This window comes from Verrucomicrobiota bacterium, from assembly GCA_016200005.1.
Lineage (GTDB): Bacteria > Verrucomicrobiota > Verrucomicrobiia > Limisphaerales > PALSA-1396 > PALSA-1396.
This window is the reverse complement of the sequence record JACQFP010000047.1, coordinates 52,596-64,669: the sequence shown is the minus strand read 5'-3', so window position 1 is coordinate 64,669 and position 12,074 is coordinate 52,596. Positions and strand designations below refer to the sequence as shown.

10 protein-coding genes are annotated in these 12,074 nt (G+C 57.9%); 6 read left to right on the top strand and 4 right to left on the bottom strand.

The genetic code is table 11. The features are described from left to right. Positions 1-129: 129 nt before the first annotated feature. The 5 genes from HY298_16795 (at position 130) to HY298_16775 (ending at position 4,573) form a co-directional block, all read left to right on the top strand. A complete protein-coding gene (locus tag HY298_16795; protein ID MBI3851916.1) occupies positions 130-1,800 on the top strand; it encodes a sigma-70 family RNA polymerase sigma factor in 1,671 nt (556 codons plus the stop codon). Positions 1,801-1,965: 165 nt separating this feature from the next. Continuing rightward, positions 1,966-3,420, top strand: coding sequence for a sigma-70 family RNA polymerase sigma factor (locus HY298_16790; GenBank protein ID MBI3851915.1), 1,455 nt, complete (start codon positions 1,966-1,968; stop codon positions 3,418-3,420). Continuing rightward, positions 3,417-3,686 (top strand): hypothetical protein, encoded by a 270-nt coding sequence (locus HY298_16785; GenBank protein MBI3851914.1) that lies wholly within the window; start codon positions 3,417-3,419, stop codon positions 3,684-3,686. The genes HY298_16790 and HY298_16785 overlap by 4 nt, the downstream gene beginning before the upstream one ends. A 64-nt stretch (positions 3,687-3,750) precedes the next feature. After that, positions 3,751-4,173 carry a hypothetical protein gene (locus HY298_16780; protein MBI3851913.1) on the top strand — a complete coding sequence of 141 codons (423 nt, stop codon included), beginning with the start codon at positions 3,751-3,753 and terminating at the stop codon, positions 4,171-4,173. A gap of 67 nt (positions 4,174-4,240) precedes the next feature. After that, the gene (locus tag HY298_16775) at positions 4,241-4,573 is read left to right on the top strand and encodes a hypothetical protein (GenBank protein ID MBI3851912.1); all 333 of its coding nucleotides are present in this window, start codon (positions 4,241-4,243) and stop codon (positions 4,571-4,573) included. A 10-nt stretch (positions 4,574-4,583) separates the two neighbouring features. Here the strand turns inward: HY298_16775 and HY298_16770 are convergent, their stop codons facing one another. The 4 genes from HY298_16770 to HY298_16755 all read right to left on the bottom strand — a co-directional run bounded on the left by HY298_16770 (position 4,584) and on the right by HY298_16755 (position 9,588). Further along, positions 4,584-4,835, bottom strand: a complete 252-nt coding sequence (locus HY298_16770) for a hypothetical protein (GenBank protein MBI3851911.1) — start codon at positions 4,833-4,835, stop codon at positions 4,584-4,586. 28 nt (positions 4,836-4,863) lie between these two features. Continuing rightward, positions 4,864-7,479, bottom strand: coding sequence for a family 10 glycosylhydrolase (locus HY298_16765; protein MBI3851910.1), 2,616 nt, complete (start codon positions 7,477-7,479; stop codon positions 4,864-4,866). 189 nt (positions 7,480-7,668) lie between these two features. Then, positions 7,669-9,240: a hypothetical protein gene (locus tag HY298_16760; GenBank protein MBI3851909.1), complete on the bottom strand. Its 1,572-nt coding sequence runs from the start codon at positions 9,238-9,240 to the stop codon at positions 7,669-7,671. Next, on the bottom strand, positions 9,241-9,588 hold the full coding sequence (locus tag HY298_16755; GenBank protein ID MBI3851908.1) for a hypothetical protein: 348 nt from the start codon (positions 9,586-9,588) through the stop codon (positions 9,241-9,243). 371 nt (positions 9,589-9,959) lie between these two features. On the opposite strand from HY298_16755, the gene HY298_16750 reads away from it, so the two are divergent. Then, positions 9,960-11,984, top strand: a complete 2,025-nt coding sequence (locus HY298_16750) for a DUF262 domain-containing protein (protein MBI3851907.1) — start codon at positions 9,960-9,962, stop codon at positions 11,982-11,984. Positions 11,985-12,074: the final 90 nt, after the last annotated feature.

Below are 12,074 nucleotides of genomic sequence, written 5' to 3'. Positions count from 1 at the left end.
GAGAACGGCGCAAACTGAATCTGAGTCGGAGTTCGTCTCAGCACTGGGCAAAAAAATGAGAGGCGCGCGCCACAGCTCAATTTTTTTGTTCGGTTTGCCCCTTCAGCGGGTCTTTACTGCTGAGTGAACATGACGGACAGCCAACAGTTGCTTGCCGACTACCGCCAGCACGGCTCGGACGCGGCCTTCCGCGAACTGGTCAACCGCTTCGTGGGGTTGGTTTATTCGACGGCCCTCCGGTTGGTCGGCGGCGACACGCATCAGGCGGAGGACGTGACGCAAACCGTCTTTGTGGACCTGGCCCGCGCGGCGCGGACGCTGCCCACCGACGTGCGGCTGGGCGGCTGGCTGCACCGGCACACGTGCTTTGTGGCCGCCAACACCTTGCGCGGCGAACGCCGTCGCCAAGCCCGCGAAAGGCAGGCCGTGGAAATGAATACGCTGCAAAACCACTCCGAGGCGGACTTCTCCCAGGTCGCGCCGCTGCTCGACGAAGCCATCAATGAACTGGGGGAAGCGGATCGCACCGCCATCCTGCTCCGATTTTTTGAGCAGCAGGATTTTCGCGCGGTCGGTCAGGCGCTGGGCAGCAACGAAGACGCCGCGCGCATGAGAGTGACGCGCGCCTTGGAGAAACTGGAGGAATTCCTGAAGCGCCGGGGTGTGACGACGAGCGCCGCCAGCCTCGGCGTGGTGCTCACGGCCAACGCCATCCACGCGGCGCCGGCCGGATTGGCCGTCACGATTTCAACCGCCGCCGCCCTTGCCGGAACAACCCTCGCCGCCACCGCAACTGCAACCGCCATCAAAACCATCGCTATGACTACACTGCAAAAGACCATCATTGGAACCGCCCTGACCGTCGCCCTTGTAATATACGAAACGCATCGGGTCTCACGTTTGCGCGAGCAAATCCAGACGCTTCAGCAACAGCAAGCGCCATTGGCCGAACAAATCCAGCAGTTGCAACGCGAGCGCGACGAAGCCAGGAACCAACTCGCCTCGATTCGAGGAGAAAAGGAACGATTGCCCGAGAATACCGCCGAATTGATGCGGCTACGCGGCATGGCCGGGGTGGCCCGGCGGGCAATTGGAGAGGCAGAGCAATTACGATCCCAACTTGCACAACAGGCCAGCGAGGCCACCAACAACCCGGTCAGCGGCGCGATGGCTGACGCCATGAAACAGAGGGCGGAGCAACAGATGGAAGGCCGCTTGTCGCGAATGGCTGCCAGCCTGCATCTGACTCCAGAGCAAACCCAAGCAGTTCGTGAAATCCTGATGCGACAAACGCAGGCAATGGTGGCGGGGATGCAGCAGGGCGTTTCCGGAAAATTTAACAAGGAAGAGCTGGCCAGATTGGCCAAGGAAACAGGCAATACGGAGGAGCTAATCAAGGGGCTGTTGACGCCCGACCAGCAAGCGTCTTATCCCGCCTACCAACGGGAAGAAGCCGCACACAATGCAAGTCTGGTGGCGAACCAAGAACTGCTGCAAATGCAGTCCACCCTCGGCTTGACCGCGGAACAATTGGACCGGGTTTATGCCGCGTTATATGAGGCGAACTACAACCAATTCATCGGCAGCACAAGGCCACCCTCGACCAATCCACAAGCCCCCGGCGACCCCGTAGCGGCAGAGGCTGAATCCATGCAGTGGGCTATGGACCAGAAAGCCAAGGCACTGGAGCCTCTCTTGACAGAAACCCAGTTAAAAAACTACCGCCAGCAGCAAGCTCTTCAGGCCAAAGTTGTGAAGGACATCATGAACAAGATGCAAGGCGCTGGCGGCCCGAAGTAATCCAAAGAACCAAGATTCGCGTGGTTCGCGGTCAAACAATTTGAGCCTCGTCACTTCAACTCGTCAAAAGCTTTGGCCGCGATGTCGCGGCGGAAGTGCGCGCCGTCGAAATGGATTTTCTCCTTTCCCTGTCGGATTTGAGCGGTGGCGGGTACTATTCAATGAGTGAACAGGCTGACCGACCAACAACTATTGCGCGATTACGCCGGGCGCCGGTCGGAGGCGGCGTTTGCGGAACTCGTGCGGCGGCATATTGACCTCGTCTATTCCGCCGCGTTGCGCTTGGTTCGCGACGCGCCCCTGGCCGAGGACGTCACCCAAGGCGTGTTCGTGGCGCTGGCGCAGAAAGCCCGGCAACTCACGGATCATCCGGTCTTGACCGGCTGGCTGCATCGCACCGCACAAAACCTCGCGACCAAGGTTGTCCGCAGCGAGGTGCGCCGTTGCGCCCGCGAACAGGAGGCCGCCACCATGAACGAGTTGCTTTCCGCCGAACCCGATGCCGTCTGGGAACACATCGCCCCACACCTTGATGCCGCCCTGGGCGAGTTGGTCGAAGCCGACCGCGACGCGCTGTTGCTGCGCTTCTTCAAGAATCAGGAGTTCCGCACAATTGGCCTGTCTCTCGGTGTGAGTGACGATACCGCGCAGAAACGGGTCAGTCGCGCGCTGGAACGGCTGCGCGGCCTCTTCGCCAAACGCGGCGTGACGCTGACGGGCGCGGCCATCGCGGGCGCGGTTTCCGCCAACGCCGTCCAAGCCGCGCCGGTTGGACTTGTTGCCTCGATTTCAACCGCCGCCGTTCTTGCGGGCACGGTTTCTGCCACAACTGTTGCAACCATCTCCACCATGAACTGGATCAATGCCAAAGCCGTCGCCGCCATTGTCAGCGCGGCGGTCCTCGCCGGAACTGGGACATATTTTGTTCAGCAATCACAAACCAACAACCTGCGCGCTGACAACCAAAGACTGGTTGCGCAGAAGCAAACATTGACGACCGATCTCGAAGCAGCCGTGGCGGCGGCACAAGCCAACAAGGACGAACTCGAACGTTTGCAGAAAAACACCACCGAACTATTACGTTTGCGAAACGAGGTCGGTCAGTTGCGCCGCCAGCGTGACGCCGAGAAGCAGCGTGTCAGCCAGCAATCCGCGAGTACACCGAACGCTGCCCAACCCGAAGGCAATGTCGGCGCTTATATTTCAAAAGAGCAATTGGCTTTTGTAGGTTACGCCACGCCGGAAGCTGCCCTTCAGTCAGTGACTTGGGTTGCGATTAACGGCACGTTTGAAGCAGCCCAAGCGTCCGCCAGTCCAACCAGTCCAGAAGACTTAGGGGATCCAAAGAAACAACGCGAAGACTTTGAACATGACAAGAAAACGAAGTGGGCCTCTCTCAAGGGGATGCAAATCGTGGCAAAGAAAGTGTTGGCCGATGACAAGGCGGAACTGAAGGTGAGGCTGGATGTCGATTCCCTGCAGGACGGCCGGGGCGGAACGCCGCTATTTATTGTCCAGCCCATGGTCAAAGTTGGAAGCGAATGGAAAGCAGGCTCCTCCGGCCTGAAATACCAGGAGGACTGGGAACGCGATGGCCAGATTCAGACCTACGGACCGTGATCACGGCGCTGGCGGCCCGAAATAATCCACACGCCACTATGAAACAGAACATTGACATCGCTGGCCTTCGTAGCTTCAAGTCACCCCTCGCTCCGAGGGTCGCCCCCATTGCCCTTCTGGGGGTTCTCGGCTTTTTCGGCGCGCTCGGCTTCATTCCTGGTTGGCAGCGTCTGTTCGGATTCACTGGTTTCTTTGGCTTCTTTGGTTTCGTGGGGGTCGCCCACATCATTGAGATTGTTTATCGCCATAGGAATCGAGACGCCTAACTGGTCAGGCGGCGCTGTTGCGCGAAAGTTTCTAAGAAACGTCTGCGTTAGGTGTCAGGTCTATATGAAAACGATATTCAAAATCTCAGTCTTGGCTGTTCTCCTCGCAGTCGCCACCAGCCCGTGCTTCGCCATGATGGAGATTGCGCAGGTTTCCAAGGCGCGGGCAAAAGAACTGGGCATGGAAATCCGATCAAAGGCAAACGGCCCGAACGAGGTCTGGGTGGAGCTTGAGTTCAAGCCCGAGGGCAAGTTGAAGGACTTCATTCACGTGAGCCTGGAAATCAGACAGGGAAAGAAGTTCCTGTTGGGTTACGCGCCATTGCGGGAGAAGCCGTCAGGTTCAGGGAGCGTCGTCGTCAGTTTTTTGGCTAACCGTGCCTACTTGGATAAGATCACCCTGAGCGTGGTTGTAGGCCGCCCTATGGACATGACCGGCTACGAACTCCGGGTGAAGGATTTTGTTGAGCTGGAGAAATCCCGTTGACATGCCGCCGAATTCTGACGTTAGGCCACTTGCACCGCCACAAACAAACAACGAGAAACCCAAAATCATGAAAAACAAACTCCACATCCTTGGGTGTATTACGGCGCTGTCGGTCCTCCCACTCTGGGCCGGCGACAGCGAGAGCAAAACCGTGAGCGTTGAGCAGCGCTTTCGGGGAACTGATTTGTCCCTTGCTCTCCGGCAGTATGAGCGGGTGCAGATGGACGCATTTGACGCCAGCCTGAAGCTCACCCTCTTGGATGCCGAGGCCGAGAAGAAAGCAGAGTTGCTTGCCAAGAGGGTCGCCATCCTCAAGCACCGTGCAGAGGAACTTCGAGACACTGCTTACAGGCTCGGAGAGGAGATTGCCGTCGCATCGAGCCGAGGACATCGGCATTGAGGTTCGCACCTCAAAGACTGTGGTAAGCCTCGCGCAGCAGTTCGATGTTTTTGATATTCGTCGGAACCTTGTCGGTAGGCAACGTCGTCTGCGCGTCGGCCTTGGCGAAGCCGTAGAGGCCGAACACCTGCGCGTCAATCTGGCGCCAGAGGTTGGCGTCGTGGCGTTCCCAGCCGCACAGGTTCTGGACGATCAGCGTTTCGGGTCCGACGCGCGCCCGCAGCCAGTCGAGCCAAGCAGCCTCCGGACTTTCGTTCAGCACCCAGTCCGTGTGGGAAGATGAACGAATCTCAATTCTTTCCGGCCGTGGTTTCGCGGCACTTGCGGACGATGTAGCTGGTCAGCGCCCGGCGCAACCACGCCAGACGCTGCACGGCGGTCGCGTGCTCGATTTCGCGGCGCATCTCGTCGAGGCCGGGAATGACTCGGCCCGCGGTGCGCGCGCCGTCCAGGTCGCGCAAGGCTTGGCGGGCGTCCGCCAACAGGGCGGCGGCAATGGCCGGCGGCGGTTTCGGCGTGAACCCCGTGATGCAAACGTCGTGGGCGACCGCGAACGAACGCAGTTCATACGGGGCCAGCGTGATTTCCCAGTGGCGCGGGGCGTGCAAGTTTTCGCCCGTGGCCAGGTCCTGCAACTTCCCGGGCGAGCGGTCGAAGGAGATTTCCACGTGCACCGGATAGTAATCGCGATTGACCAGGTAGAAGTAGCGTTTGCCATCCTGGACCAGCGTGCGGACCGCGACGGGATCAGTCGTGCCGCCGACGGTTTCAAATTTCTTCCGTGGCAGCGCGCGATAGGCGGCGGCGAAGCGCCGGAGTTCCTCGCTGTGCGCCTTGTCGAGGAACAGGCCGCCGCGCGTGACGCGCAGGGCGTCGAGTTCGGCGACGGCGTGGGCGTAGGGTTCGAGGAAATGCACGCCGCCGGGAAACGCGGGCGTGATGCGCAACTGCGAATCCCACCAGAAGCCGTCCGGCGGATAGAGCGAGTTGATGCGGAAAATGCCCTCGGCGGGTTTGCCGTCCATGACCGCCAGTGCCTTCGCCTGCGCGTCGTCCGGGTCGGCGGCGAACCACTTGTGCTCGCCCCACGATTCGACCCAGCAGTTGAAGATGAACGCGCCGGGCCGCGCCTGCGCTGAGATCGCGCCCAGCGTCTCCGCGTCCAGAAAATCGTGGTCGCGATACATGCAACCGGACTCGATGGGCGTGTTGATCCCGTCTGCCGAGTGGGGCGGATGGCCGCCGCGGTCGCGTGGGTTCCCGCAACCCAGGTCCAGCTCGATGCCCGGTTCGTTTTCGTAGAGCCGGAAGTCCAGGCCGCCCTCGCGATAAATCTCCGCCGTGCTCGGCCGGGCGTGGAGTTGGGTCGCCGCGCTCGCAAAGCCGCGCAACTGCGGAATCGTCGTCTCGTCCCACAAGGTGAGCGTCACGCGCAGGTCCGGACGCGCGGCCACCACCACGTCGCGGATGCGGCGGATCAGGTCGCGGATTTTCTGGCAGCGCCACTCGATCCAGGCAGGCTGACAGTAAAAGTTGAGGAACTCATAGCGTTTGGCGAATCGCTCCGGCGATTTCGCGTCCACATGCACGGCGATACCGGTTTCCTTTTGGAAAAGGGCCACCGTGTAATCGTCGTAACCGGAGTGGAGTGAGGCGTACCACAGGATGGTGGCGTGCCAGAAGTTGAACGAGATGCCTTTGAACGCGGGAAAGCGCGCGTAGCGTTCGGCGATTTCCTTCGCCAGCCCGATGACCGCCTCCTGCACCGTGGGGTGCAGCGGATTGAACATTGGCCCCGCGTGATAAGGGCCGCCGGGCTTCTCGCCGTAAGCCCAGCCGGTGGACTTGAGCGTGCCCGCGATCTTCGACGAAAAGTTCCGCACGTTGTATTCCAGCGTCCAGTCTTGTGGACTGGCCTGGACCTGATTGTTCCAAAGCATGTTGTTGAACGTGTCCGCGCCGGATTTGATCGCGTCGAGGTCCACGTTCATCTTTTTCAAGAGACTGCCCAGTCGCAGCAGCGTGAGTGAACCCTGGAAGGCCAGGCCTTCCCGACCGAAGCGCTCCAGCAGTTGCGCATACCAGTCCGCCGGTTGCGTGGTCCAGCGGATGTATTGTTTGCGGTCGGCGCCGACGATCACATCGAAGCCATCGGCCGGCTCGCGAGCGGAGGGAAATTGCGGCCCGTGATACCAGGCGAGCGGATAGACGAGCAGGTTTTGGCCGGAGTGCCGCGCGTAGCTGACGAGATGCTCGATCCACTCGGACCGGTTCATCGCGCCTTCGCTCGCGCCCGTGCCGCACGGGTCTTCGTATTGAATGCCCAGCTCACGACGCGAGCCATCGCCCGGATCGCCGGGCACGCGTAGCGGCGACAGTTCGTCCAGCTCGTAAATCTCGATGCCCGCGACGGCGGCGGGTTCGCCCTCGCCCCAGGTCAGAAACGAGATGCTGCAATCCTTCCAGCGCGGCCAAAAGACCTGGCGCAGTTCCAACATCCGCCCGCTGATCGGCTGCGCCCAGCCGGTGAAGACGCCGGTCGAAAGATCGTAGCACGTGCCATCCATGATGCACATGTAGCGGCGCTTGTCGTCGGGATAGCGAATCACGGCGACGTGCGGTCGGCCGATGTGTTCGATGGCAAACCGATAGCCGAAACGCGCGGAGTTCTTGTCGCCCGCCTCGCGATAACGTCCGGCGGAAGTCTCGACGACTCGCGTCAGGCCGTTGGCGAAGAACTTTTCCGGCGGGAAATCTTTCGTGCAGTCAATGCTCGCGATCAGCCGGCGGCGGCGTTCGCCCACGGCGTTTGCCGGACGCGGCGACCTGGACGTGGCGGCAACGCCCGTCGTGAGCGCGGCGCTGGTGGCCGCCATTTGAATCAAGAACGTTCGTCGTGTCGGCATAAAGAGGATGGTTGGAGAGAAGCCGGACGGCTTCAAGTACCGACTGGAACCTGTGTTTCTGCTTCAACGCAAAGCCGCCAAGGCGCAGGGAAAACTGGAGAGCTTCTTTGCGTCTCCGCGAGTTGTCGCCAAACCTTGTCGCGGATGGGCAAAAGTGATTTTGTGATTGTTGAAATGCGAGAGCGCATTTCAATCCTCGAAGAGCATCATTTCTCCAATGACGCTCTTGCCTTGGCCGAGTTTTGACCAAAGGTGTGTGCGCGTGTTGTAAATCCACCCGCGCTTTTCCAATTGGCCGATGAATTCATTACGGTCAAGGTTCAGGCAGCCGAGCGCCCGCCGCTCCCAGAGTTCCATCACCAGTTGATTGAACAAAGCTTCGTTGGTAAAACTGCTCGTGCCGTGATTCAGGCAGGCATCAAAGGCTTCGGAAAGCACCGCACTTGGATTTTCAATCTCGGGAGATTTTGTTTTGTGCCCAGACTTGGAAACCTTGGCCGGTTTGTAGAACGTCAAAATGAGTTCACCAGCCAGCACGCTCGCAGAATTTTTCTTTTTGTGCATGGACCAGATGACATCGCCGGTCTGCGTGATGGCGGCCTTGAGTTCGCCGCCGCACTCGCTGGCAGTTTCTAGAATCGTGGCGAAATAGCTGATGTCCCAATGTTGAAAGACGATGGAGAGCCAGCGGTCGGGTTTCAGCAGGTGGAACGCGGTTTCAATGCTGCGGGCGAGGCTTTGCTTGTAATGGTCTTCCGAATGTTTCTGTTCGCCACCGACGATGGTTTCCTGTTCGCGGGTTTCGTCGGTTACGGGAAAGCCGAGCCAGTGATTCCAGAGAATCGAAAGGTCGAGGTAACTGATGAAAGCTCCGTAGGGCGGGTCGGTGAAAATGTAATCCACGGAGCCAGGTCGGATAGCTTTGTCCAAAGTTGCGGCATCATGGGAAAGCACGCGAAAACTTTTATCGCTGTTCAGCTTGAGCTTGCCGTCGGATTGTTTCCGGTGGTAATCGCGCAGGTGTAGGACTTCTTTCTTGGCTGCAAGAATATTAGTAAACCGCCCTTGGAAAGTTTCCCAAATGGGAAGCTCCACAGATTGCGAGGCGAGTTTGTAGCGGTAGATGCTGAAGATGCTTGAACCGCCCCGGCTGGCCGCCCGGCCCTTGGCGGAAAGAAAAGTTTTGTTAAGTTTGGCAACGGAAGCCGACCATGCCAGCAACAATAAATCACGCACTGCACCTTCGGAGTGCTTTTCAATCTCCCGTTTAATCAAGGCCAGTCCAGCCAGTTGGCGTGGCGTGAACATTTCGTAAAAGAATTCAGCGTCGGAGTTTTTTGGCAGGGGGATGTTTTCCGGTAGCGGTAGTTCCTTCAAAAACTTCTGGGCAGCCGTCTCATCCTTCGCAATTTCCGCCAAATCATTGGCACAGGCTTTTTCAATCTTTTCAAAAGCCTGCTTGAGCGGGGCGGTCGAAGGCAAAGAAGTGTCGGCGATATTGCGGGCGATAAAATTGGCAAACGGATTCAGGTCGTTTTGAATGGCGTTGCGGCCCAGCAAAAACGCCTCAATGGCCGTCACACCCGTACCGCCGAACGGATCCAGCACGGTGTCGCCTGCTTGCGAATAGCGTTCGACATATTCGCGCACCACATTGGCGGGACGACGGGTAAAGTAGGGATGCACGCCGTAATGCCGGGCGTCTTCCTGCCGGGCGGCGGGAATGGCTTCAAGAATTGGCTGGATGCCGGCGCGGGTCATTTAATTGCGAAGATAGTTTGCGAGCGTCGAAAGTTCGATGCTGTCCACATGATCCGGTGGATTGCAAAAATCATGTTCGATGGCAAACCGGTAGCCGAAGCGCGCGGAGGTCTTGCCGTCCGCTTCGCGATAGCGTCCGGCGGAAGTCTCGACGACGCGCGTCACGCCGTTGGCGAAGTACTTTTCCGGCGGGAGATCTTGCGTGCAGTCAATGCTCGCTAGCAGCCGGCGGCGGCTTTCGCCCACGGCGTTGGCGGGACGCGGCGACTTGGACGTGGCGGCAACTCCCGTCGTGAGCGCGGCGCTTGTGGCCGCCACTTGGATCAAGAACGTTCGTCGTGTCGGCATGAAGCGGATGGTTGGAGAGAAGCCGAATGGCTTCAAGTACCGAGTGGAGACTGTGTTTCTGCTTCAAGGCAAAGGCGCAGGGAAAATTGGAAAGCGCTTTGCCTCTCCGCGCCGCTTGTCTCGCCGAAGTCGGACGGAGGCGGATGGCGACCTGGCGTTATCATTTGTCGCGGGCGGGGCGTGAAGCGAGCAGCGCCGTCGGTGCGAAATCTTTGTAGCTCGCGCAGCCAGTTTTCCAAAGCTCCGTCAGGAGCGACATATTGGCCGATGTCGCTCCTACCGAGCTTGTGATTTTGTTGTGGCCGGATGCAATGGTCGTGCTGCGTCATTTACGATTGCCATTGGAGACTCGCCTTGCGAAACTGCTTTGAATGAAAGCTGACAGCCTCAAAGTCTCCAGAGTTTTCAGTGGTGGCGGAGACATCCACTACGTTCTTCCTCACTTTCAGCGCGAGTACGTATGGGGCAAAGAAGAGTGGCAGACTTTGCTCGACGACTGTTTCGCAATTTACGACGAATACCAAGACGCCAACCCGCCGGAGCACTTCATGGGATCGCTGGTCGTAATTGAGGACGGGCTACGAAATGGGACGATCCCCGCACTCAAACTTGTAGATGGCCAGCAACGGCTGATCACGATCTCCCTGATGCTTTCGTCGTTGCAGCGGATAGTGCAGGGGGCGAATCCAGGACTCGCCAACAAAATCTCGAAAATGCTGTTGAATCCAGACGAGACAGGAGACCTGAGATACAAAGTACTCCCAACGACGAAATGCGAAGACCGGCAGTGCTTTGTCGCCGTCTTGGAAATGAAAGAGGATGAGATAGTAAACGCGCGGTCAAATATTCCAAAGGCTTTCATCTATCTTCACACCAAAATCAAATTGGAAGTCGAGGGTGAAAATATCGAACCGGAGCGATTTTTCAGCGTTCTTGTTAACTGTCTCCAAGTGGTGTTCATCAATCTCTTGAACGACGAAAAACCGTACAAAATATTTGAGAGCCTCAACGCGAAGGGCAAGGCGCTCACACAGCCTGACCTGATTCGGAATTACATCGCGATGAAGGTTTCCTCAACTGACCAAGAGGAGCTGTTCACGAAACACTGGACTCCGATCGAGTCGCTTCTCGACGAAAAAAGAAGCGTGGGACGTCTGGGCGAAATGACTTCGTTTCTGCGGAATTACCTCGCAATGCACACACGCGTGCTCTGCGATGTCCGCCACGTGTATGCGCGCTTCCGAGATCGAATGGAAACCACACATTCAAGTCGGACGGCTTTTTCCGCCGAAATGGAGAATCTGAGAAAATTCGCCCGGCATTACGATGGCATCTTAAGACCAAAGCCAGACTCAGGAATCGCTGAACAGCTTGTGCGACTGAACAAGATGGATAGTTCCTCGGCTTATCCGCTGCTGCTGGCCCTCCTAGATGCACACGAATCCAAAGAACTCAAGGAGCACGAACTCGCAGCGGCGCTCGAAGCGCTCGAGAATTACATGGTTCGGCGGTTCTTGACCGGAGAGCCCAGCAACTACCTCAATAAGATGTTCCCAACACTTTGGAAGGAAGTTGACCGTGTTCGCTTTGTTGATTCATTTCGGGAAATATTGGTCAACAGGAATTATCCTGATGATGACCGCATTCGCAGCGTCGCGATGACAGAGGAGCTGTACGGGAGCCCGGTTACCAACAGAAAAACTGCTCTGGTTTTGGGTTTAATTAACCGCCACCTTTCCTCGGGGTCTGGCGGGTTTACTCAACTTGACGGCTCGCCAACCATCGAACACATCCTGCCGCGCTCGCCCGATGACTGGTGGCAAAAGGAACTCGGACAAGAACTTGATTCAATGCAGCGGGGCCTTCTGCACACGCTCGGGAATTTGACTCTCGTTACGCAAGAGTGGAACTCGTCACTTTCAAATGGCGCATTTCCGACAAAGAAGGAAAAACTCGCTTCACACGCTCTCAGATTGAACGCGGATTATTTTTCCGCGGAAATACCCAAGTGGAACGAATCCGCAATCAAGGACAGGGCAAAGTATTTGACGGACAGAATTCTTGAAATCTGGCCTGCCCTTGGACAACCACCCGCATACCAACCAGGTGTGCGGCCAACGGCTCTAACCCTCTGCGGCACGTCCTTCGAAGTCAAAACCTGGGGTGAAGTTGCATATGAAACAGTGAAGTTTGTTTCTGAGAAAACGACCCAGTTTCCATCCATCAGCCGGCGCTTTCAGGCCCACCTTTCTTCAAAGGAATTCCCCCGCCGTTCAAGGCAGCTGCCAAACGGCTGGTGGGTGAACACGAACCTCTCCGCCGACAATATTCGCAACTTCTGCCGAAATGTCATGGTCGCGGCTGGCTTCAGTGAATCGGATTGGAAAGCCAAGTAAATTCTTCGTTTTCAGACTCAGAAAAGGGCGCGGACGGAAGCTTTCGCCTCCACCGCCGTTGTGAGTTCGCTTCACCAGCCTCGGCACTGT

Bases quoted from the DNA above. Each gene is read 5' to 3' on its own strand.
- HY298_16775 (MBI3851912.1), top strand. From the start codon at position 4,241: ATGAAAAACAAACTCCACATCCTTGGGTGTATTACGGCGCTGTCGGTC.
- HY298_16760 (MBI3851909.1), bottom strand. From the start codon at position 9,240: ATGACCCGCGCCGGCATCCAGCCAATTCTTGAAGCCATTCCCGCCGCC.
- HY298_16755 (MBI3851908.1), bottom strand. From the start codon at position 9,588: ATGCCGACACGACGAACGTTCTTGATCCAAGTGGCGGCCACAAGCGCC.
- HY298_16795 (MBI3851916.1), top strand. From the start codon at position 130: ATGACGGACAGCCAACAGTTGCTTGCCGACTACCGCCAGCACGGCTCG.
- HY298_16765 (MBI3851910.1), bottom strand. From the start codon at position 7,479: ATGCCGACACGACGAACGTTCTTGATTCAAATGGCGGCCACCAGCGCC.
- HY298_16780 (MBI3851913.1), top strand. From the start codon at position 3,751: ATGAAAACGATATTCAAAATCTCAGTCTTGGCTGTTCTCCTCGCAGTC.
- HY298_16750 (MBI3851907.1), top strand. From the start codon at position 9,960: ATGAAAGCTGACAGCCTCAAAGTCTCCAGAGTTTTCAGTGGTGGCGGA.